General features: G+C 58.9%; 21 protein-coding genes and 1 pseudogene. 15 read left to right on the top strand and 7 right to left on the bottom strand.

The window, feature by feature from the left end; genetic code table 11:
* Nucleotides 1-4: 4 nt before the first annotated feature.
* From N2599_RS36135 to N2599_RS36120, 4 genes are all read right to left on the bottom strand, one after another.
* Nucleotides 5-592, bottom strand: coding sequence for a TRAP transporter small permease (locus tag N2599_RS36135; RefSeq protein ID WP_027511211.1), 588 nt, complete (start codon nt 590-592; stop codon nt 5-7).
* A 6-nt stretch (nt 593-598) separates the two neighbouring features.
* Nucleotides 599-1,510 carry a TRAP transporter substrate-binding protein DctP gene (gene dctP / locus N2599_RS36130; protein WP_165928371.1) on the bottom strand — a complete coding sequence of 304 codons (912 nt, stop codon included), beginning with the start codon at nt 1,508-1,510 and terminating at the stop codon, nt 599-601.
* Between the two features lie 109 nt (nt 1,511-1,619).
* Nucleotides 1,620-2,567, bottom strand: a complete 948-nt coding sequence (locus tag N2599_RS36125; protein ID WP_027511213.1) for a hydroxymethylglutaryl-CoA lyase-like TIM-barrel protein — start codon at nt 2,565-2,567, stop codon at nt 1,620-1,622.
* Nucleotides 2,564-3,745 (bottom strand): CaiB/BaiF CoA transferase family protein, encoded by a 1,182-nt coding sequence (locus N2599_RS36120; protein WP_027511214.1) that lies wholly within the window; start codon nt 3,743-3,745, stop codon nt 2,564-2,566. The genes N2599_RS36125 and N2599_RS36120 overlap by 4 nt, the downstream gene beginning before the upstream one ends.
* Before the next feature lie 95 nt (nt 3,746-3,840).
* Between N2599_RS36120 and N2599_RS36115 the strand changes: the two genes are divergently transcribed.
* Entirely contained in the window at nt 3,841-4,806 is a 966-nt protein-coding gene (locus N2599_RS36115) for a LysR family transcriptional regulator (RefSeq protein ID WP_027511215.1), read from the top strand.
* A gap of 223 nt (nt 4,807-5,029) precedes the next feature.
* On the opposite strand, the gene N2599_RS36110 is transcribed toward N2599_RS36115, so the two are convergent.
* A complete protein-coding gene (locus N2599_RS36110; protein ID WP_245209265.1) occupies nt 5,030-6,100 on the bottom strand; it encodes a LacI family DNA-binding transcriptional regulator in 1,071 nt (356 codons plus the stop codon).
* Between the two features lie 65 nt (nt 6,101-6,165).
* Here N2599_RS36110 and iolG point away from each other — a divergent pair, with 65 nt between their 5' ends.
* The 4 genes from iolG to N2599_RS36090 are packed head-to-tail and all read left to right on the top strand — an operon-like array spanning nt 6,166 to nt 10,396.
* Nucleotides 6,166-7,173 (top strand): inositol 2-dehydrogenase, encoded by a 1,008-nt coding sequence (gene iolG, locus N2599_RS36105; RefSeq protein WP_027511217.1) that lies wholly within the window; start codon nt 6,166-6,168, stop codon nt 7,171-7,173.
* Nucleotides 7,174-7,202: 29 nt separating this feature from the next.
* A complete protein-coding gene (gene iolE, locus N2599_RS36100; protein WP_027511218.1) occupies nt 7,203-8,117 on the top strand; it encodes a myo-inosose-2 dehydratase in 915 nt (304 codons plus the stop codon).
* Between the two features lie 22 nt (nt 8,118-8,139).
* The gene (locus tag N2599_RS36095; RefSeq protein ID WP_027511219.1) at nt 8,140-9,312 is read left to right on the top strand and encodes a Gfo/Idh/MocA family protein; all 1,173 of its coding nucleotides are present in this window, start codon (nt 8,140-8,142) and stop codon (nt 9,310-9,312) included.
* 37 nt (nt 9,313-9,349) lie between these two features.
* Nucleotides 9,350-10,396 carry a Gfo/Idh/MocA family protein gene (locus tag N2599_RS36090; RefSeq protein WP_027511220.1) on the top strand — a complete coding sequence of 349 codons (1,047 nt, stop codon included), beginning with the start codon at nt 9,350-9,352 and terminating at the stop codon, nt 10,394-10,396.
* A gap of 16 nt (nt 10,397-10,412) precedes the next feature.
* Here N2599_RS36090 and N2599_RS36085 read toward each other — a convergent pair whose 3' ends face one another.
* Nucleotides 10,413-11,255 carry a MurR/RpiR family transcriptional regulator gene (locus N2599_RS36085; RefSeq protein WP_027511221.1) on the bottom strand — a complete coding sequence of 281 codons (843 nt, stop codon included), beginning with the start codon at nt 11,253-11,255 and terminating at the stop codon, nt 10,413-10,415.
* A 91-nt stretch (nt 11,256-11,346) separates the two neighbouring features.
* On the opposite strand from N2599_RS36085, the pseudogene N2599_RS36080 reads away from it, so the two are divergent.
* The 3 genes and pseudogenes from N2599_RS36080 to N2599_RS36070 form a co-directional block, all read left to right on the top strand.
* Nucleotides 11,347-11,451, top strand: a pseudogene (locus N2599_RS36080) (transposase); the annotation flags it as partial.
* Nucleotides 11,452-11,753: 302 nt separating this feature from the next.
* The gene (locus N2599_RS36075; RefSeq protein ID WP_037142508.1) at nt 11,754-12,350 is read left to right on the top strand and encodes a hypothetical protein; all 597 of its coding nucleotides are present in this window, start codon (nt 11,754-11,756) and stop codon (nt 12,348-12,350) included.
* Between the two features lie 233 nt (nt 12,351-12,583).
* Entirely contained in the window at nt 12,584-12,817 is a 234-nt protein-coding gene (locus N2599_RS36070) for a hypothetical protein (protein WP_027511222.1), read from the top strand.
* Between the two features lie 164 nt (nt 12,818-12,981).
* Here N2599_RS36070 and N2599_RS36065 read toward each other — a convergent pair whose 3' ends face one another.
* Nucleotides 12,982-13,203 (bottom strand): hypothetical protein, encoded by a 222-nt coding sequence (locus N2599_RS36065; RefSeq protein ID WP_027511223.1) that lies wholly within the window; start codon nt 13,201-13,203, stop codon nt 12,982-12,984.
* Between the two features lie 944 nt (nt 13,204-14,147).
* Between N2599_RS36065 and N2599_RS36060 the strand changes: the two genes are divergently transcribed.
* From N2599_RS36060 to N2599_RS36030, 7 genes are all read left to right on the top strand, one after another.
* Nucleotides 14,148-15,344, top strand: a complete 1,197-nt coding sequence (locus tag N2599_RS36060; RefSeq protein WP_037142511.1) for an ROK family protein — start codon at nt 14,148-14,150, stop codon at nt 15,342-15,344.
* A 26-nt stretch (nt 15,345-15,370) separates the two neighbouring features.
* Nucleotides 15,371-16,933: an ABC transporter substrate-binding protein gene (locus N2599_RS36055; RefSeq protein ID WP_027511224.1), complete on the top strand. Its 1,563-nt coding sequence runs from the start codon at nt 15,371-15,373 to the stop codon at nt 16,931-16,933.
* A 69-nt stretch (nt 16,934-17,002) separates the two neighbouring features.
* The gene (locus tag N2599_RS36050; protein WP_027511225.1) at nt 17,003-17,944 is read left to right on the top strand and encodes an ABC transporter permease; all 942 of its coding nucleotides are present in this window, start codon (nt 17,003-17,005) and stop codon (nt 17,942-17,944) included.
* Nucleotides 17,945-17,961: 17 nt separating this feature from the next.
* On the top strand, nt 17,962-18,834 hold the full coding sequence (locus tag N2599_RS36045) for an ABC transporter permease (RefSeq protein ID WP_245209268.1): 873 nt from the start codon (nt 17,962-17,964) through the stop codon (nt 18,832-18,834).
* 14 nt (nt 18,835-18,848) lie between these two features.
* Nucleotides 18,849-19,838: an ABC transporter ATP-binding protein gene (locus N2599_RS36040; RefSeq protein WP_027511227.1), complete on the top strand. Its 990-nt coding sequence runs from the start codon at nt 18,849-18,851 to the stop codon at nt 19,836-19,838.
* Nucleotides 19,835-20,845, top strand: coding sequence for an ABC transporter ATP-binding protein (locus N2599_RS36035; protein ID WP_027511228.1), 1,011 nt, complete (start codon nt 19,835-19,837; stop codon nt 20,843-20,845). The genes N2599_RS36040 and N2599_RS36035 overlap by 4 nt, the downstream gene beginning before the upstream one ends.
* Entirely contained in the window at nt 20,835-22,310 is a 1,476-nt protein-coding gene (locus N2599_RS36030) for a carboxylesterase/lipase family protein (protein ID WP_051336646.1), read from the top strand. Before N2599_RS36035 ends, N2599_RS36030 begins: the two co-directional genes overlap by 11 nt.
* The last annotated feature ends 203 nt before the right edge of the window (nt 22,311-22,513 follow it).

Here is a 22,513-nt window from a genome sequence, read left to right as displayed (position 1 = left end):
ATTCCTAATCCAGCACTGCGGGTTCATGAACCGCCTCGGTCTCTGGGTGGTTGCAAGCGAAGACTGCCTGCCAGAACTGAAGAATGACAACGGGGAGCAGGAGGAAGCCGCCGAGCGGCATCAACAGTTGGAGCATCCAGAGCGGCAATTCCAAGTGCCCCTCGGTGAGCAGACCGATCATGCGCGAGAACATCGCCAGGGACCAACCGTTAAAGATCAAAAGCATGGCCGTCAGAAAAACGGCCAAGGAAGACCACAACCGGATAAGAAAAGACAGGCGTCCCTTGGCCAGTTCCGTCACGATGTCCACTTCGATGTGACCCTTGTCCAGCAGCACCTGTGGCGCAGCTAGAACAGTGATTGCCGTCAGGGATAGCGCGACGAGCTCGTCTGCCCAGGTGATCGGAGTGTTGGCCAAATACCTTGCAACGACCGAAATTCCCAGCAAACAAAAGTCAACCAGAACCAACATGGTCGCTACGGAAAAAGCGGCGTTGCATATCAGCGTGACGCCACGCTGATATGTCCGCAGGGCCGGTGACGCCGAGACAGGCCAGTCTTGGCCACCTGCTTTGTGATCAAGTCCCGCCATGATGACTTATCGCGGGCTGATCATGGAGAGAAGCTTTTCGCCATCTTGGCCCGTTTCGGCCAAGAAGGCTTTCTTCACGGCCGGTTGCATGATGTCACGCAGTACCGAGATTTCCTCGCCGCTCAGGACGTGAACTTCCATTCCTGCACCGGTCAGCGCCGTGACGTCATCGGGGTTCACCCCCTCACGCGTGATGATGGAGCTTTCCACCGCCGAATCCGCAGAGGTCTGAATGGCCGTGCGGATGTCTTGCGGCAGATCGCCCCACCATTTGGGGTTCACGACCAGGTTGTCAAAAGCGATGAAAATGGGCGAGGCCGTGCCATAGTCCTGCACTTCGTAGAACTTGCGGCTGAAGGCAGCGGACACACCCGTGATACCTGCGTCGATCACGCCGGTTTGCAATGATTGATATACCTCGGATCCCGGAAGCTGGACCGGCGTAGCGCCCAAAGCTTCCAGACCCTTGTCGAACAGCGGTGTCAAGCCGCGGATCTTAACGCCCTGGAAGTCTTCCGGCTTGATCATCAGCCCTTTTGAGGATGTGAAAATCAGATCGTTGGTATCGACGATCCAGCCGATGTTCTGGACGCCACGCTGGGCCATCTTGCGATCAAGGATTTCCGACGCTTCGGAGCCGATGAAGCTCTTCTGCGCCTCGGGCGAGGAGATCAGATATGGGATCACCGTAACCGCCATCTCGGGGATGGTGCCGCCCCATTGGAGGCTCACGATGGCAGCGGCCTCGATCTCGCCCGAGGCCACCGCAGCATGGTTCTGCTGCGGCTTGTAAAGCTGCCCGGCACCGAAGATCTGGACGTCAACCGCGCGGTCGGTGGCGGCCTCCACGTCCTTGGCGAACTTATCCAGACGGATCGCCGTGTGGTGTGTCGGCGGAAACTGGTGGCTGATGCGCATGACATAATCTTGCGCCATGACGGGGCTCGCCAACATAGCGGCAAGACCAAACACTGGAATTACGAAGTTCTTCATCTTACTCCTCCTTTGATGTTCATTCAGTCTGGTCTCAGGCGTCCTCCAACACCTTTGGCAGACCTGCACGCGCCAGGGCCCCGTGCAGCGGTTCGTCCGGCATCGAGGCAGCGACGACCTTGCGCGCAGCCAGAAGGCCGTCGATATCGATATTGGTTTGCAAACCCATCGTCTTGCAGAGGAAAACCATATCCTCGAAGACCGTGTTTCCGGTCGCTCCGGGGGCGAAGGGGCATCCACCCAGTCCGCCGAGGCAACCGTCAAGAACGCGGATGCCGTTGTCCAATGCCGCCGCGCAATTTGCGAGGGCAAGCCCGCGCGTGTCGTGAAAATGCATGGCGATCGGCTGATCATCCCCGAGAGCGCGCCGTAATTCGCGGACCATCCACGCCACTTGCGCCGGGCCGCCAAATCCTACGGTATCGGCAATTGCCAGAACATCGGCACCCGCCTTGATCGCGCGTTCCGAGATATCGATCACGTCGCGCGGGTTCACCTCGCCTTCCAGCGAGCAGCCGAAGGACATGGCTATCCCGGCCGTCAAGACAGGAAGATCAGAGCGCCCTGCACGGCGCTGTGCATCTATCCGCGCGAGCATCTCGATCGCTTCCGCGCGGCTCCGCCGGGTGTTCGCCATGCTGTGGCTTTCGGTGGCGGAAACGACGAAGATCATCTCGTCGACCTGCGTTTCCAGCGCATCTGCGACGCCACGCTCGTTCAAGGTCAATGCAGTCGAGTAAGCGCCATCCAGCCGGCTCGTGGCGTCGATCAACACACGGAGGTCTGCAAACTGCGGAAAGCGGGTGCTGGGCAGGAAAGAGCCGACTTCGAAGTGCCGTACGCCCGCGCGATATTCGCGGCTTAGCCAATCCAGCTTCTGTTGTGTCGTCGGATAGTGCCTGGTCAGCTGCAAACCGTCGCGGAGACCGACTTCTCTCAGGACGACCTGATCCACCGGGAAAAGGCGTCGCGCGTCCATTATGCGGTTTCCTTTCTGGCGCCGGTCGCCGCCTCGACTTCCGCTATGGTCAGCCCCAGTGCCCCCAGCACTTCGGCATTGTCCATGCCGACGGTGGGCACGTCGCCGCCACCCGTCAACATCGTGCCGTCGACCTCAAAAGGCAGCGCGGGCGCCCGGAACGTGGTGTTTTCATAGGATGACACCGCGATACCGCCTGGGCGCATGACATGTGGATCGTCATACATGTCGCAAGGCTTCGAAATCGGAGAGAACGGCAGTCCAACTGCCTCGAATTGCGTTTCCAAGTCCTGCACGCTGTGTTGCGCGATCTTCTCGGCAACGAGCGGAATCGTCCAACTGCGGGCGTTGATCTGGTCCATGCGCGTTTGCAGGCGCGGATCCGTCAGCAGATGGTCGAGGTCCAGCAGGCGGCAGATGGTCGCCCACTGGCCTTCCGTAACCGCCCCGACAAACATCTGCTTGCCGTCCTTGTCGGCGAAGATGTCGTAGACCGGCCAGGAAAATTCACGCTCCGGCATCGGAGGCGGGTTTTTCCCTTCCAGTTCGAACTGTACCATGTGCTGCGCAACAAGCAGGAGGCAGTTCTCGAAAAGACCGATGCGCATCTCGTGTCCGTTGCCGCTGCTCTGGCGATCCAGAATGGCCGCAAGCACGGAGAACGCGGCAAAAAGTCCGCCCATGATGTCGTTGGCCGACGATCCAACACGCAGCGGCATGCCCGTTGGGCCGGTCATATAGGCAAGACCAGTCATCATCTGGACGACCTCATCCAGCGCCGTCCGGTTCTGGTACGGACCGGATAAAAACCCTTTGCACGCGGCAAAGATCAGACGCGGAAACTTCTTGCGCAGTGTTTCTGCATCTACCCCAGCCTTGACCAGCGAGGCGTCGCGGAAGTTTTCGACAAACACGTCTGCCGTCGAGAGCAGCCGCTCCAAGGCCTGCCGCCCCGCTTCGGTCCTGACATCGATGGTCACAGACTTCTTACCGCGGTTGAAGAGCGGAAACATCGGGCGCCCCATGCCGGTCAGCGTCCGTGTCTTGTCGCCTTGGGGCGGTTCGACCTTGATGACCTCCGCACCGAGATAGCCGAGGAACATGCCGCAGGACGGGCCCATAATCATGTGGCTCATCTCGACGACGCGAATGCCCTCCAAGGGACGAAACGTAGCTGACATGTAACTCTCCTCTTAATAAGAAGGTAGCTGACATCGCGACACTGAGGAATTACATAGTCTAGCGAGTTGATCTCAGGTTTTTAGAGAGCGTTGCCATGGACATCCGTCAGATTCGTGTTTTCAAGGCGGTCTACGAAGCTGGAAGCATCGTAGGTGCAGGAGAGATCGAGCGTAGTGCCCCCTCAGTTATTGCCCATCACCTCGCCAACTTGGAACACAGCCTGAAGCAGCCACTGTTCGAACGCTCCTCCAGAGGCGTGATTCCAACCCCGGCAGGTCAACATTTCTATTTGCATGCATCTGCAATCCTGCGAGCCTTCGAGAATGCCGAAAGCGACATGCGCGACCAGACCGAAAAGCTTTCGGGGCATGTCATAATCGGGATGGCATTTTCGGCTGTTCTGGGCGCGGCAATGCCGATGGTGGTCCGGTTAGAAGAAGAACAGCCGCAACTGCGTATAGACATCGCCGAAAGCGTATCTGGCATGACTATAGAGAGGCTCATCGCGGCGGATGTCGATCTGGCGCTGGCATACAATCCGCCACGTGACCCACGGCTTTCTGTGAAGCCCTTGCTTGAAGAACAAATGATCTGCGTCGGACTGCCCGAACTTGTCGGGGACCCCGCCACCCCCCTGTCTTTCGAAGAATTCCTGACGATGCACTATGTGCTCACCAAAAAGGGGCGTCGCGGCAGGCCGACCCCTGAGGATACCGACATCCAGAAACGGCTGGAACACAACGCCGCGTTCTATTCCGAAAATGTGGCGGCTGCGCTTCTCTTCGTAAATCAGGGCTTTGGCGTCATGCTGGCAACGCGTGCAAACTTGGAACATGGAGTCTTTGCAACGGGCGTCATCGGGCGCGAAATCGTCAACCCTTCACTTACAAGATCGCTTTATCTGTGCGAGCGTCGGGACACACCACCGTCTCGCTCGGCGATCTATATTCGCGACCTTATTCTGGACGTCATGTCCAAGGAGATCGAAGCGGGTAGGTGGAAGTGTCGATCACTCATGGTTAAGACCGAAAAAGCGCGGTCCAAAAAAACGGCGCACTGAAAAGATCTGGTCAGAGCATCTCAGCCTGAGAGCAGGCATTGCGGTTCGTTGCTTCCGCACATGACGAGACGATCGGTACGCGTCGCTTGCCAAATTCGGCGCACAGCTTGCCACGTTTGAAAGCAGCAGGCGGTCGACCGTCGGCGACGTTGGTGCTTTTGTCTTGGATGCGGCCGGCACTGTGCTGCGCCAAGCCCGCTACGAATGTATAATGTACAATTCGTCAACAATTCTCGATCATGTGAACCTGAATAGGCGTCATCAGCGAGATCGGAGGTTCATCTTTTCTCCGAAAATGTGCGGCAAGCGCTTCGACTGCAGTTCGCACCTCAACTACTGGATTTTGGTCGATGATTGCGTCGATCATGCCTTCGCGCATCAATTGGCGGCGCTCGTCAGTCAATTCGTGCGTGATGAAGACGATGTCACTCCTCCTCCCGAGAGCATTCATCGCGCTGGCCACCGATCGCGCTCCCGCGGAAGCATTGTAAATGCCTCGAATGCGAGGATTGCCTTTCAAGGCATTAAAGACGAGGTCCCCTGCCCTTTCCCCCCGCTCCATACTCTCGACGACCTCTGCTACCTTGCACTGGGGATAGCGCTCGCGCAACACCGCGCGAAAACCCATCTCGCGCTCCTCGTGGCCAATCATGCTGAGCATGCCGGAGATGACGACAATCTCACCCCCTTCCTCGCCAAGCAGGCGTCCCATCAAATCGCCTGCGACACGACCTGCTTTCCTGTTGTCTGGTCCAACATAAGCGTATCTTCCCGCATCACGAATATCGGTCGCCAGAGTGATGACAGGCTTTCCATTCTGGCCGAATGCCCTTAGGGCGGCTGCGATGTCCTCGTTCTGGGGGCTGACAATGACCAGTCCATCGCAGCGCAAGGAGAGTGCATTTGTGAGGGCGACCGTCGCCGCAGGCCGCGTTGGATCAATGTGGTAAACTTGAAACTGAAGATTATACTGGAGGAAATCCCTATTCGCGGCCTCAAAACTGTCCTGCACCGCAGCGTGAAACGGATTGGCGCGTGACTGAAGCAACACGGCGATGCGAAGGGTGCGCGCGGCTCGCTGATTTAGCGCCCGGTCGATCTTAAGCTTGCGCGCATATTCGAGCACGCGACGTTCCTTATCCTCGCTTACTGCGCCGCGGTTGTTGAGAACTCGGTCGACCGTGGACAGCGATACCCCTGCCGCAGCAGCCAGATCCCGCGCCGTCGGTTTTCCCATCGCCCAATCCCCGTTTGAGGAAATCTCTTCAAAATTGACGTTCTCCTTCAGTAGCACTCGGCTACTCTGCATGCAACGGGATGGCGACGGAAACGACGCCGCCCGAGAATGGGAGGCACTCAATGACAGATCTCGCTGTCTTCGGCGCGGGTCGTATAGGGCATGTGCATGCGCTGAATGCTGCCAGCTTGCCTTCGGTGCGAGTAAAGTACCTCGTCGATCCGGTCGCAAGCGAGCAGCGGGCCGGCCTTGCGGCAAGGATCGGGGCGGACATCGCCCCGGCCGATACCGTGTTTTCCGACGCGTCAGTCGACGGGATCGTCATTGCCAGCTCGACCGATACGCATGCCGGGCTGCTCCTTCAAGCCGCCCGCGCCGGCAAAGCGATCTTCTGCGAGAAGCCGGTCAGCCTCGATTTCGTAACGGTGGAGGCCGTCACCACCGCTGTCGAGACCTCCGGCGTTGTCTGCCTTCTGGCATTCCAGCGCCGCTATGATCCCGATTTCCGCTTCGTGCGCGAGCGGATCGTCAGCGGCGAAGCGGGGGCCCTTGAGCACATCGTCATGCACACCCGCGATCCCGCGCCGCCATCGCGCGATTATGTCGAGCGCTCCGGCGGCATGTTCCGCGACCAGGCCATCCATGATTTCGACATGGCTCGCTATCTGCTCGGCGAGGACATTGCCACCGTCTACGCCGTCGGCAACTGTCTCATCGATGCGGAGATCGGCGCAGCCGGCGACATCGATACGGCGATGGTGACGCTGACCTCCGTCTCCGGCCGATTCGTGCAGATGGTCAACTGCCGTCGCGCGCCGTTCGGTTATGATCAACGGCTCGAAGTGCTGTGCTCGAAGGAGGTTCTCTATGTGGAGAACCGGCCGCAGCGTGGAGTGACCATCGCCGATGCCGACGGCTTTCGCGCCTCCGCCCCGATGAATTACTTCATCGAGCGCTTTGCCGATGCCTATCGCAATGAGATGGCGGCCTTTATCTCCCTGATCGAAACAGGAGGGCGGCCGCTTGCGGGCATCCGGGACGGACTGGAGGCGCAGCGTATCGCCGAGGCGGCACTTGTCTCCATGCAGCGTGGCATGCCCGTCCGCATCGGGCCGCACTGGCGACCTTAGCGCCTTCAACTTTCATCCAGGAGGACATCATGACGAGAGAGAAATTGGCGGCGCTGCCGGACGGGGTACGCCTTGCTGTAAGTCCGCTTTCCTGGGCAAATGACGTGCTCGAGGATCTCGGCGCTGATATAACGGTCGAGACCTGCCTGGACGATGCCGCCCATGCCGGCTACCAAGGCGTCGAGCTAGGGCGTAAGCTGCCGCGCAGCCGCGAGGCGCTGGCGCCGCTCCTGGAAAGCCGTGGCCTTGCGCTCGCCTCTGGCTGGCATTCCGGAGAGCTTGCCGAACGCGGTGTCGAGGCGGAGATGGCCGCGGTTGCCGCCCACGCCGAACTCCTGCGCGCCATGGGGTCAACGGTGTTGGTCTATGGCGAGGTGGCGATGATGGCGCCCGGTGCGCCGCTTGATGCGCCGATGTCGGCACGGTGCGTGATGCCGAAGAAGGACATCGCCGCCTATGCCGCCCGGCTCACCGAGTTCAGCGCAAGGCTGGCCGGAGAATACGGGCTGACGCTGGCCTACCACCATCACCTCATGATGGTGGCGGAAACATTTGACGAGGTCTCAGCCCTGTTCGACAAGGCGGGATCGGCCGCCGGACTGCTGCTCGACACCGGCCATGCCGCCGCAGGCGGCTTCGACTACACCCGGCTGATCGAGCGCTTCGGCGACCGCATCGTCCATATTCACCTGAAGGACGTGCGCGGGCCGATCATCGCCGAGGTCCGTGCCGGCGACCTCAGCTTCAATGCCGGCGTGCGCAGGGGTATGTTCACCGTGCCCGGCGACGGAATCGTCGACTTCGCCCCGCTTGCAGCCTTTGTTCGGCAAAGCGGCTATCAGGGCTGGCTGGTGGTCGAGGCGGAGCAGGATCCGGCGCTTGCACCGCCGCTACCGGCCGTCACCGCGGCCTTCCACCACATCCTCGATACTTTTGCCGCCTGAGCAGCTTCATCGGGAGAAAATTATGGGCAAGACAATCCTTAACATCGGCCTGATCGGCTCCGGATTCATGGGTCAGGCCCATGCCGATGCCTATCGCCGCGCGGCCATGCTCTACCGCGACCTGCCCGCCATTCCGCACCTCTGCCTTCTGGCTGATGCCACCGAGGAGCTGGCGGCCGGGGCCGCTGCCCGCTACGGCTTCGAGAGAAGCACGGGCGACTGGCGCAAGCTGGTCGAGGACCCCGAGGTGGACGTTGTCGACATTACCTCGCCCAACGCCCTGCATCATGAGATGGCGCTCGCCGCAATTGCGGCCGGCAAGCATGTCTATTGCGAAAAGCCCCTCTCCGTTACGCTGGCGCAAGCCGAGGAGATGGCCGCCGCCGCAAGGCGCAAGGGCGTCAAGACCATGGTCGCCTTCAACAATATCAAGACGCCCGCCGCCATGCTCGCCAAGCACTTGATCGACAACGGCGACATCGGAGTGCCGATGCGGTTTCGGGGCTGGTTCGACCAGGGCTTCTTCAACGATCCGGACCTGCCGTTTTCCTGGCGCTGCACGCGCAAGGACGCCGGCTCCGGCGCGCTCGGCGACCTCGGCAGCCATGTGATTTCCGTCGCGCAATATCTGATGGGCGACGTCGACAGTGTCATCGCCCAGACGCAGACCTTCTTTCCGACGCGGCCGGTTCCGCAAGGTGGCTCCGGCTACGGTGCAAAGTCCGGCAGCGGCGCACCGCGCGCAGTGGTGGAAAACGAGGATCAGATCCAGACGCTCGTTCGGTTCAAAAGCGGCGCTGGCGGCACGATCGAAGCGTCGCGCGTGGCAGCGGGAAAGGTCTTCGGCATCTACTGGGAAGTGTCGGGCACGGAAGGCACGATCATCATGGACGGCGAGCGGTTCAACGAGCTGAAGATCGCGCGCTTCAATGATCCCAAACCCGACCGCGGCTTCAAGACGATCTATGCCGGCAGTCAGGTTCCGCAGTTTTCCGCCTTCTTCGGCTTCGACTTCGCCGGCGGCGGCCTCGGCTACTTCGACGTCAAGGTCATCGAGGTGCGCGACTTGATCGAGGGCATCGTCGACGAGCCGGACTGCTTTCCGAACTTCGAGTTCGGCCTTGCCAACGAGCGCATCATCGACGCGATGGAACGGTCACTGGAAAAGAAGACCTGGCAGCGGATCGCCGGCTGAGCGACGGGCGTTCACCGATCATGGGAGATAAAAAGACATGTCGTTTCCGCAAACCCTGCCCGCCGCGCGGACCGTGTCCGCCATGGAAGCCCCGCCGCTTCGCTGGGGCATCCTCGGCTCCGGCTGGATCGCCGCCAAGTTCACGGAATCGGTCAAGGCTCATACGCGCCAGGATATTGCCGCCGTCGGCTCGCGATCGCGCGCCGCAGCGGATGCATTTGCCGCGCAGTGGGGGATCGCACGGGCCTATGACAGCTACGAGGCGCTCGTCACCGCCGACGATCTTGACGTCATCTATGTAGCGACGCCGCACAATCTGCATCACGCACATGTGCTGCTGGCGATCGAGGCGGGGAAACATGTGCTCGTCGAGAAGCCTATGGCCCTCAACTGCGCACAGGCCGAAGGCATGGTCGCAGCCGCCCGCCGCAAGGGGGTGTTCTTGGCGGAAGCACTGTGGACCTATTTCCTGCCGAAATTCGATGTGCTCCAACAGGTGCTGGATGCCGGAGCAATCGGAGACATCCTGTCTGTTTACACCGAATACGGCGAATATCTGCCGCGCAATCACCGTATTTTCGACGCGCGCCTTGCCGGCGGACCGCTTCTCGACCTCGGCACCTATCCGGTCTCACTGCTGGCAAAACTCCTTGGCGTCCCAAAGAAGGTCGTTGGCATCGGACAGGCCGATTGCGCTGGCGTCAACGGGCAGCTGTCGGTCGTTCTCGCCAGCGCCAGAGGAGCGCTCGGCACGATGTCGACCACGCTCTACGGCTTCACCCCGACGAACGCTGCCATCGTCGGGACCAATGGGTCGATCCGGTTCAACACGGAATTCCACCTGCCTGGCTCCTTCGAAGTCTGGTCATTGGATGGATCCGCCCGGCTCCAATACGACGAGCCCAGGGGCGCGCATTTCGAGGGCCTCTACTATGAAGCTGCGGCCGTCGCATGGGCGATTTCGGAAGGACAACTGGAAAGCATCTACCGGCCGCTGGATGCGTCGCTTGCCACGATGGAAACACTCGACGCGATCCGGAATGCTATCAGTATAAGCTTCACCGAAGCGGGGTTGACCGAATAAACCTCGAAGAAGCGGGTTATATAGCGTTAGCTGCGTTCTGTCGGGTCTGTCGCGTGCAGATTGCCAAGGCTTCGCTGAGCGCGATCCCAGCCGTTGCGAGCAAAAGCCCATCACGGCCCGACTCGATCACCCTGAACCTGACCGAAGCGAGTTCCGACAATGGCGAAAAGTTAGAATCCATGAGCGCAACGACCGGAACTCCTCGATCCGATAGGTTCGAGGCATGCACCGTCGTTTCTTCAGCATAAGGCGCGCAGCTGATGATGACCGCCGCATCGTGTGGCTTTGCAAATGCGAGAATATCGTCACCGCCGATAATGTCCGTTAGCAAGGTCGAACGGATTCTCAGTCGGGTCAGGCAATGTTGAAGCAGAGCAGCCATCGGAAAAGTGCCGTTCGCCGCGAGGATGAACACGCACTTCGCTGAGGCAAGAATTTCCGCTGCGGCTTTGATGTCAGCCACGCGGATTGTCTTGGATAATGTCTCGAGTGAATGATGGCAGGCTTCTATCGTTTCATAAAATACTTGCGCTTCGCGCGCGACGCCTTCACGCCCTGGCTTTCGATTTCCGCCGCTTTGGCTTAGCGCGATCTTTGCGCGGACGGCGTTTCGAAAAACCGCTTGTAAGGTGCTGAAGCCGTCATAGCCGAGGAACTGGGCGAAACGTATCAGGGTTGAAGGTGTTACCTGTGCCGCAGCCGCAATGGAGGCGACGGAGCCCAATGCGACCTCATCGGGATTGTCGAGAACGTGGCGCGCAACTTGGGCAAGCCGCTTGGGAAACAGCGCGTGCTTGGTATTAATTGCTGACCGCAATGTTTGCAAATCGCCTGGCGGCTGTACCTGTTCGCCGTTCATTCGCCCGTCCTCATAGACATCCGGTTCGCATCGAGATGCTCGCCCGTGCGTATGACGATCCTCCAAAAAATCTCACAACTCACCCGTGACGAATTTTGTTCAGCTCGAAGAGGAGAACCAGAAGCTTCGCAAGCGTCTGGCGGAAAAGTTGCGCGCGGAAAATACAGAGCTGCGCAAGAGGCTCGGGCTGGATTGATTCACGAGCGGGGCCGTGCAGGCGGTCATTTTCTCGACTGGCCGCCTGATTGCGCAACGCCGGAGACTGGGCTCGCCTCCAAATCCCGCCGATAGGGCGAGCGATTGCTGGGCGAATATTTCCTGCGGATAGCTCCTCAAAGCCCGTTGACTACGAGGTTGCCGACGCGAAGTATTCGTCGTTGTCTCGCGCGCTGGCCAGTTGCAGCGCCCGGTGAGGCGATATATAGGCCCCGCCGGGCAGGAACGCAGTGGCGCCAGTCGGCGCTGGCTGTGCTACGAGTTGCTTAAGGTTGAAATCATATGAAAACGCCACAACGGAAATTCGTTGTTGAATTCAAGTCGGGTCGGCGAGCGATGAAGGCGCGGACCAACTCAATTTGGGGTGACACTGATCTCAAGGCTTTCGTTCGCGAAGCGGAAGATATGGCGCCGCATCCGTTCAATTCAGATGGAGCACCCGGTACGCCTGACCAAGGTCGAGAAATGCCGTGTGATCCGATGAACCCGGGTAACGCTAGCGAACACGCAAGTGAGGCCAACGTTGCAGGCACGGCGACACCATCGGGCAACGGCGCAGTCGGTGAAGTGCCAAATCAACATGAGGCCAGCGTACTTGCCGCCGAAGTTGTTGCGCAAGTGCCGGAGAGTAAACCAGGGCCGCAGCCTCGGACAACGTCAACGGGTACTCCTCGAAAACATGTTAAGCGCGGTCCCATTGCGATGGTCAGGAACAAGCCCCGAAGTGCGGAATCCGTGACTGCTCGGGATGTGATTTCCCTTGAGGAAGTAGCTACCCTTGATGCAGAGAATAAGCGGCTCAAGAAACTACTGACTGAACAGCTCCATCGACAGAACTTGCAGCTCAAGAAGATGCTTGAGCGGTATGATGTCACGTAAGCTGCTCCGAGAAATGTCCCGCGCCGGGGCGAGGCCGTGGTTCTCAATACTGCCGGTTTCGGCGATGAGACGCCTGCAAACTAGTGGTGGAACCGAGTCAGGCTAAGGCAGATGCGCGATGACAGCCGAGGGATCCTCATGTATGGTTGCCGCCCGGCGGGGTGCCGGCATCAAGTAGGACTTCGGTCCGATGCACGGTTCAATGGTAGCGTGGGCAAAGTGGGAGTTCGCGGATGCTTGAGTTGTCGGCCTTGGAGCCTGAATGCTTCTACTGGGCAAGACGCAGGGAAACCGGAGGCACCTGGGAGATCGTGCAAATTTCAACGGTGTTTGGCGCCGCTCGCGACTATTGGACCGTCGCCAGGACCGGATCGGATGTCCACCAGATGGTGGACGACTACGAGTTTCTGGTGAGAGTTGCACTGCCGGAGGCCGATATTACTCCTCTATCGCAGGCCGCCGAGTAAGCACCGACGGTGGAAAGGCCGCTGCGGCCTGCAACCATGACGAATTCTTTTTTCTCGGATGTGCGGTTGGGGTCTTCGGTCAATCAGGCGGGGCAGACGACTTGGTGCGCGTCGTTGTCAGAGATTTCGGTACGACGCCGAGCCGCAGCCGGCCGGTTCCAACCCTAGCGTACCGCTACCGACGCTCCTTCGCCTTCAAACTGCTCATCTGCAATTGCATCGTCGAGGACCTGGATGTCCTCGCGAACAATGCTGCTGAGACTGCCTAGAAGGTCAGCCAGTTCGAAGTCACGATCCTCTGCGGCCTTTGCGGCTCGTGCCTCGGCCTTGGCGACGTAAAATTGGAAAATGTGCCGCTTTCCGTTCAGCTCTTCAAAACTCGACATGACAATGGTCCTCTTCGTCGGTGTTGCGCATAGGCATACTCGCTGTAATGGGAAGAGCAAAGCCCTCCCGCGCCATATTGGATAATGCGCGATTTATGGCGGCTGAATTCCTACGTCTTTTCCATTGGTCGTGAACTCCAGCCATCTGAGGAGCGAATCCATCCAATCCTCTTCGTGGTGGGAGGCGGGACGACCTTGCGCGGTTGGAGCAAGTTCAGGCATGGTGACGTCAGGTTTGTCTTCGACCTGTGCAACCAGGAAGTCCCGATAGGGCGACAGCTTTCCTCCACCGGCCGTCCTTGTCCGGCAGGCGTTATCGTGCCGGTTCGGTCTCGGCGCTGCAGCGGTTTGATCGCACTGCTGTCGCTGATAGCGAAATGCCGGGCAGCGGCGCGGCGTGATTGGCCGCTGGCGAGCGTCGAAACAACGCGCCGACGAAGTTCAACAGAATGAGATTTTCCCATGTGATTCACCTCCAAAGGCGGTGAAACACAGCTATATCCGCAAGAAAAGCCATTCGATTCTCAATTCAAGTGCGGTGCTCTAGGCATCCATGTGGCAGCAAGGTTGGAATGTCCGTGTGTGCAAAGTAGAAGTGGCATTTTGGGCGTCTTCAGCCATTCAGAAATGCGACACCCGAGCGCCGACGACCAGCACAAGCTTTCGATTGCTCATATCGTCCTCCCGCGGTGGCGCAAGGCGTCGAGTAGGTTGGATTCCATTTGCGGTGCTCGTTGTTCAAACAGTTTTATGGCGTCAAGTTGGTCGTCCACAGAGAGGAACTCGCCAAAGCAGTCTCGAGGTTACTTGCCGAAGACATGCCTTGCCATCCCGCCGAAGCGATCAGCCATCGAGATGTGATAACACACTTGACCGCCCATTTATTTTCGGCTAACTGATTTTTACTTTCTGTAAAAATAAAACGTCTCTAGGGAGGAGATGCGTTGAAGCCGAACCGTAGCCGACGCGAGACCCGTGCGGCGACCCTCAACTACATTTGGTGCAATGGTGGCGCCTACAGACCCGATTTGGCTGAGAATCTTGCACTGACTGATGCAAGTATCTCCCGGATTGTAGCCGAGCTGAAGTCAGAGGGCGTGATCGCCGAGACGCGCCATACGGCGCCCTATCAAGGCGGACCGAGCGCGTTTTTTACTTTAAGTAAAAATAGGCATGTCGGTGCGATTGAGGTCTCCAACAATTCAATCCACGTGGGTGTGGCAGCGGTGACCGGCGAGCCGATATTCATCGAACGTCTCCCCCTTGTCGACGGGGCGGATCCGCTGGTCGTGGAGGATGCCATGTCAAAGGCAGTAGGTGCATTGGCCAGCGGCTGCGCCAGATACGGCACGCAACTCGAACAGATTGCCGTCGCCCTCCCCGGATATGGCGTCGGGCGCATCACGAACCCGATCATACCGCTTAACACAGGAAATTTACTCAAAAGCCTAGAGCATGCATTTCCAGACGTGGCCACGGAGATTGCCAACTCAATTGCTGCGCGTGCGATCGCCCATCGTACCCGAATGCGGGTCGGGCACCTCGGAAGTCCCAGCTTTTATGTGTTCGTCGGCCATGGTGTGGCGGCAGCCGTCGTCGATGAGTTTGCTGAAAGCGGAGACGTGACGCCCTGTGAAATCGGCCATATGGTCTTTGATCCGAAGGGTCCTAAATGTCGCTGCGGCAATTTCGGTTGCGTCGAAACCTATCTCTCCACTGCCGCGATCGCGCCGTGCCTGAAGGTTGAAGAGGTCGCTATTTTGGACCTCGGCGACAAGTGGCCCGAGCGCATTCCCATCGCGTCGAAAGCGGAAGCAGAACTTGGCGAGCGGCTGACTCGCTTGGGTCTTACCATCGGCAATGCGCTGAACATCGTCCAGACCCGTCGTGTCCTGGTCGGTGGATGGCCTGTCGGCCTTGGGAACAAGAGCATTGCCGCTATCCGCAAGGGCGTAAACTCCTCGCTGTTCGGTGGGGCCGACGATGTCGAATTGCGGCTGGTGGAATCTGAGTTGGGTCGGGAGCCTTCTTCGGCCCTGGCCCTTGCGACTTTTGCATATCTGCGCCGCGGAGGAACATCGTCACAGGTTGCAATGGTGAAAAATGCTGCCGCGGGAAACATTGCCGGCGTGCAGGACTAGACTAACTTCAAACGGGAGGATCCGATATGAAACTACATCTTTTGGTCGCCAGCTTTCTGGCGGCGAGCGTGGCGTTTGCGGGTGCTGCATCCGCTGAGTCCATACTGCGCATCAAGCCGTCGGGCGACGTCAAGGCTCTCGACCCCATGCTCGGCTCGGATTCGATGGCGCGCAACTACGGCTACATGGTCTACGACACCCTGTTCGCCTTGGACGCCGATCTGAAAATCCAGCCGCAAATGGTCGAGAAATGGGCGACGTCCTCAGACGGGAAAATATACACCTTTACGCTGCGCGATGGTCTGAAATTCAGCGACGGCGCTCCTATCACAGCCAAGGACGTGATTTCTTCACTGAAGCGCTGGAGTGTAAACGATAGCCTTGGTCAGCAGATGATGACCAACGGAGCAACCTTCGTCGAGGTCGATAATCGCACATTCACCCTCTCCTTGTCGAAACCCTGGGGTTTGGTGCTTGACGCTCTTGGGAAGGCGGGCGCGCCGGTTCCTTTCATTATGCCGGCTCGCGTCGCCGACGCGACACCGCCGACGACTCCGGTGACCGACTATACCGGTTCGGGACCATTCATGTTTCTTGCAAAAGAGTGGGTTCCCGGTGCCAAGCTAGCTTTTGTACGAAACCCGAACTACACGCCACGCGCCGAACCGGCGAGTGGTCTTGCAGGCGGCAAGACCGCAAAAATGGATCGAGTGGAATGGGTGATCATACCGGACCAGCAGACCGCACTCGACGCCCTTGGCAAAGGTGAGATCGACATCAACGAGGATCTCTCTGCTGACTTGATACCGTTGGCCAAGGAGACGAAGGGCGTGACGGTAGCCAAACAGGACGACATCGGCGTCGCGCAACAAATCCGTCTCAACACCATCAAGCCACCCTTCAACAATGTGAAGATACGCGAGGCATTGCTGTATGCGGTGAACGGGGATGATTTTCTCGCGGCGGTTATCAGCGATCCATCTTTGGGCAAGGCGTGTAAGTCCTTTTACACCTGCTCCTCACCGTACCACACGGAGGCTGGTTTCCCTTCTCCGGATCTCGAGACGGCCAAAAAAATGGTCGCCGAAAGCGGCTATGACGGCACCCCTGCGGTCCTGCTTGATGCGACGGAAAATGCCAACATTCATGCGTTTGTGACAGTGGCTGACCAGTTACTCCAGGAAATCGGCATCAAAACCAAGGTCGAGGCGATGGACTGGGCAACCGTCACAAGCCGTCGTGCAAGCAAGGAGCCGGTTGATGCCGGCGGATGGTCTATCTTCATTTCCGGTCCTGGGGGGCTCGATTTCCTTGAACCGGTCGGCCATCTGGGACTGCGATCGAACTGTGAAAAGGCTTGGTTCGGTTGGCCTTGTGACGCTGATATCGAGGCGATGCGAGCAAGCTTTGCCGACCTGACAAATCTCGATGAGCGCAAAGCGCTTGCCGAGAAGATCCAGCTTCGCGCGCTTCAGACGGTGCCTTACATTCCGATCGCGACGCAGTATCAGATCCGCACCTATCGCAACGATCTGTCGGGTCTCCTCACGCCCCCTGCTCCCGTCTACTGGAATGTCGAGCGGAAGTAGCATTCTTCCTCCTGGGGGGTCGGAGCCGCCCCCCGGGCTTGCACTCTAGCCACCATCGAGGAGTCTCGAATGCTTACCTTCGTATGTCGACGGCTGCTGTCCACAATACCCGTGATGCTGTTCATCGCCTTATTCGTATTCAGCCTTCTCTATCTCGCACCGGGCGACCCCGCCGCGCTGATTGCGGGCGACCAGGCGTCGCAGACGGAGATCGATGCCATTCGTGTCACCTTGGGATTGGATCAGCCATTTTATATTCGCTTCGTCGGCTGGCTCGGCCATGCGTTGCGCGGCGATTTGGGTATCTCAATCTTTTCTCAATTGCCGGTCACAACTCTCATCGGTCAACGGTTGGAGCCAACGCTCTCATTGATGCTGCTCACCGTGATCATATCCGTCTGCATTGCAGTTCCGATGGGTGTTCTGGCGGCAGCCAATCAAGGACGCTGGATCGACAGGGCTGTTATGGCGATCGCCGTGTTCGGTTTCTCCGTGCCCGTTTTCGTGGTCGGCTATCTTCTCAGCTGGGTGTTCGCCATTCGGCTCAACCTCCTGCCAGTTCAAGGTTATACCCCGCTGGCCGAAGGTTTTGCTCCATTTCTTGCCAATCTTATCCTTCCGGCGATAGCGCTTTCCTGCGTCTATATAGCGTTGATCGCACGCATCACACGAACCTCGATGATCGACGTGTTGTCGCAGGATTACATTCGCACCGCGCGCGCAAAGGGACTTGGTCAAGGTCCCGTTCTCTTCATCCATGCCCTGAAGAATGCATCGGTTCCGATCGTCACGGTCATCGGTATCGGCATCGCCCTGCTGATAGGTGGCGCCGTGGTCACCGAGACTGTCTTTGCCATACCGGGAGTCGGGCGCCTTGTCGTCGATGCCATTCTACGGCGCGATTATCCAGTCATCCAGGGTGTCGTCCTTCTGTTCAGCGTCGCCTATGTGCTGATCAATCTGGCAATCGACCTTCTCTACACCGTTCTTGATCCAAGGGTGCGCTACTGATGACGATCAAATCCGATATGATCGCGACTGGCGATCTTTTCCCTTCGGAACCGAAGCGCGGCAGGGTCGCGACTTTCGTTCGCCGCCATCCCACTATTGTCGCGGGAGGAGGTATACTGTTGCTGATGGTGCTGATTGCCGTTCTTGCGCAGTGGATCGCAACGATCAATCCCGACAAAATCGCTCCCATCAAACGCAACCGCGAACCTACGGCCGAGTTCTGGTTCGGAACCGACATGCTGGGGCGCGACCTCTTTTCGCGTGTCGTGTACGGCGCGCGCGTCTCGCTGCTGGTGGGCTTCGCGGTGGCCGTGTGCGCCACGGTTCTGGGGCTTTTAACCGGACTGGCGGCAGGCGCCTACAGAAAGCTCGACATGGTGATCATGCGCCTGATGGACGGCTTGATGTCCGTTCCTCCCATCCTTTTGGCTATTGCGCTGATGGCGGCGGTCGGCGGTTCGGTTTTCAACGTGATCCTGGCGATTTCGATCGCGGAATTTCCGCGGATGAGCCGGCTGGTGCGGGGGCTTGTGCTTTCGATCCGCGAGCAGGCCTATATCGACGGTGCGATCGCATCGGGTTCCTCCATGCCGAAGATCATTGTGAAGCATATCCTGCCGAACACGCTCGGTCCGGTGATGGTCCAGGCGACCTATATCTGTTCGGCTGCGATGATCACCGAAGCCGCGTTGTCCTTCATTGGCGCTGGAACGCCCCCGTCCATCCCCAGCTGGGGTGGCATCATGAATGAGGGCCGAATGCTCTGGCAAATCAAGCCGTACATCATTCTGTTCCCGGCGGTCTTCCTGTCGTTGACCGTGCTGGCTGTCAATCTGCTCGGGGATGGTCTGCGCGATGCACTTGATCCGCGTGCGGCAAGCCGAATCTGAAGGAGGAGCAAAAAATGCCCATTCTCAATGTGAGCGAATTGCGCACCCACTTCCGCGGCGAGCGCGGTCCGGTTCGCGCGGTGGAGAACGTCTCGTTTACGCTGGAGAGCGGTGAGACCCTAGCAATTGTCGGCGAATCCGGCTCAGGAAAATCGGTGACGTCACTGTCCATAATGCGACTTTTGGCAGGCGGCAGGGCGCGTAGCAGCGGGCGGATCGAGTTTTTAGGGCGGGATATTCTTTCGCTTGGCGAGGGCGAGATGCGACAGATCAGGGGCAATGAGATCGGCATGATCTTTCAGGAGCCCATGACGTCCCTCAATCCGGTCCTCACCATCGGTCGGCAGATTGCCGAAACGCTGATCCTGCACCAGCACCTCTCCCGGGCGCAGGCGCGCGCACGCGCGATCGAGATGTTGCGGCTGGTGGATATACCTGCTGCTGAACAACGGATCGACGAGTATCCGCATCAACTGTCCGGCGGCATGCGCCAACGGGTCATGATCGCGATGGCGCTGGCTTGCGAGCCGAAGCTGCTCATCGCCGACGAACCGACGACTGCACTCGACGTGACGATACAGGCCCAGGTCCTCGAACTGATGGCGGATCTGCAGAAGCGCACCGGCACGGCAATTATTCTGATCACGCACGATCTCGGGGTGGTTGCGGATGTCGCCGATCGAGTCATCGTGATGTATGCCGGGCGGACGGTCGAAGAGGCCACCACGAAGGATCTCTTTCGGCGGCCCCTTCATCCCTATACGCGTGGTTTGCTCGCGACAATCGCCAAACTCGGCTCGTCGCTTGACGACAATGCCCCGTCCAGACTGACCGAGATCCCCGGCCAGGTGCCGAGCCTTCACGAATTCATACCGGGTTGCGCCTTCGCGTCACGCTGCCCGCATGCCACGGTTCTCTGTCGTCATACCGCCCCTGGCTTTGAAGCGGTGGAACCGGGCCACAAGGTTGCTTGCCATCACGTTGAACGGAGACTGCAGGCATGACGAATGAAACCCCTGTACTTGAGCTTAGAAACCTGCAGAAGCATTATTTCCTGCGCCCGGACTTTTGGGGCAGGCCGACGGCAACCGTGCATGCCATGGATGACGTGAGCTTGGCGCTCAAGCGCGGAGAGACGCTTTCAATTGTTGGAGAAAGCGGCTGTGGGAAATCCACTCTCGGAAAGACAATTGTTCGTCTCCAAGACCCCACAAGCGGCGAATTCCTGCTGAATGGCGAAAGGGCGGATAGGCTTCAAGGCGCTGCTCTGAAGGCATTCCGCGCCCGGGTGCAGATAATCTTCCAGGATCCTTTTTCGAGCCTCAATCCGCGGATGAGCGTCCGTGAAACTCTCGCGGAGCCACTGGTGAACTTCGGGCTAGCGGCGAGCAGAGCCGACATCGACGCAAAAATAGCATCTCTTCTCGACATGGTCGGTTTGCCGCGCGATGCCGCAAACCGCTACCCTCACCAGTTCTCTGGTGGCCAGAGGCAGCGTATAGCCATTGCCAGAGCGTTGGCACCGAGTCCGGACGTTATCGTGTGCGACGAGGCTGTTTCCGCGCTGGACGTCTCCGTTAAAGCGCAAATCGTCAACCTGCTTGGCGACATACAGAAGGAAACCGGTCTGGCACTCATCTTTATCAGTCACGATCTGGCGATCGTTGAGCATCTTACGCACCGTGTCGCGGTCATGTATCTCGGTCACGTTGTCGAAGAGGGAGCACGACGGGAAATATTCGGGACGGCGGCTCATCCCTATACGCGTGCGTTGATTTCCGCCGCGCCCAACCCGACCGTGGAAGAAAAGAAGCCTCGCATCTTGTTGAAAGGCGACGTTCCAAGCCCGCTTGCTCCACCGTCTGGTTGTCGCTTTCATACCCGTTGTGCCTTTGCCACTGACCGCTGCCGCGCTGAAGTGCCACGGCTACGTCCGGTAGGAGGCGATCACTCCGTCGCCTGCCATTACGACTTCAACCGCGATGGAGTTCTGGTACAGCATGCACACTGATCTTCCACAAGATCCTGATTCGGCTTGCTCCGTCATGACGGAGGCAGGCAGGATAGAAGGACGGCAGACCGGCGAAGCTGTACAGTTCCTGGCCATTCCCTACGCCAAGGCCCCGACGGGCGAAGCCAGATTCCGTTCGCCGGAAAGCCTGGAGCATTGGGCGGGCGTCCGACCGGCCGGCAGCTTCGCATCCGTCGCGCCGCAGCTGCCAGATCCTGGCGTTTACCCCGGCGATCCAGACGCGATGCCGCCTCGTCCGATGAGCGAAGATTGCCTCTATCTCAATGTCTGGACGCCAGGATCGCCCGGACCTCACCCGGTGCTCGTGTGGCTGCACGGTGGCTCGCAGTTGGTCGGCGGAACATCCCGTCCTGTCTACGACGGGAGCGTGTTTGCCCGTGCCGGCATCATATGTGTGACAGTTGGTTATCGGCTTGGCGCGTTCGGCTTCCTGGAACTCGGAGAGCAGCTTGGCACGGAGTATGTTGACAGCGGCAACTGCGCGCTTCGTGACCAACTTGCCGCTCTGGAGTGGATAAGGGATAATATTGCCGGTTTCGGCGGTGATCCCGCTCAGATCACCCTTGGCGGGGAATCCGCTGGCGGCAAGAATGTGGCGGCCCTGATGGCAGCCCCCGCCGCGCAGGGGTTGTTCCATGCCGCCATCGTCATTTCGGGAGGCGCGGATACCGTCTCGTCTCGGGCAGAAGCGGAAGCTGTTACTCAGCGATTTATCGACATTGCGGGCTTTCCCGCTTCGCATCTGCTGGATGCTTCGATGGAGAAAATCCTGACCTGGCAAGCGATGCTCTTGCGTTCGGGGATCCGAAAACTTCCTTTCCGTCCGGTGTATGGCGGCGATTTTCTACCACGGAGCCCGCTCGCTGCAATCGAACATGGTCAGGGAGTCTCGGTTCCCTTGCTGATCGGAACGTCTCGCGACGAGTCCCTTCCAGCCGTCCAAGCGATGATTGCAGAAGAATCTTGGCGGCAGGATCAACTCAGCCATCTGAATCCAGAGAGGCTGGCAGCAGTCGAGACGCGGTTCCGAGCCGCCTATCCTGAACTGACATGGAGGGAGAGCCGCCTGCGCCTTTTGTCGGCCGAGGAGTACGGCCTCCCTTCCGTGCGTCTCGCGGATGCCCATGCGTCGGCGGGTAATCCGACATGGATGTATCGGCACGATCGCGGCTTGGCGGCCGGTCCGCTTGCTGGCTTTGCCCCCCATATATCTGACCTCAACTGGGTGTGGGGGCGGTCATCCGACGCCCAACACCGGCGCGGGATGGATGATCTCCATATAACGATCTGCAATTTTGTGAAGGAGAATCGTGCATCGTGGGACCAGTATAGTGTCCCGCACCGTCGCACGGCGCTCTTTGGGAATTCACGTTGCGTGGTAGATGATCCCTCTCGTAACATTCGTAATTTGTTCGAAGATACAGCTGATGCGTATCCCGAATAATAATCCTACTGAAGGGCTGCCGGAAAAGCGCCTACGGGAGAGCCTCGATGTAGAACTCCGCTTTATGGTACAGCAAGTCTCACCTTGATCTGACCCTTGCGAATACACTCCAATCTCTGCATTCCGCCGAGAACGGTTCGCATGCGTGCCGAACATGGGCTCGGTGACAGCGATGCCTATTATTACGACAATGAGGAATTCCA

It is taken from the genome of Rhizobium sullae (assembly GCF_025200715.1).
Lineage (GTDB): Bacteria > Pseudomonadota > Alphaproteobacteria > Rhizobiales > Rhizobiaceae > Rhizobium > Rhizobium sullae.
This window is presented reverse-complemented; position numbering and strand designations above follow the sequence as displayed.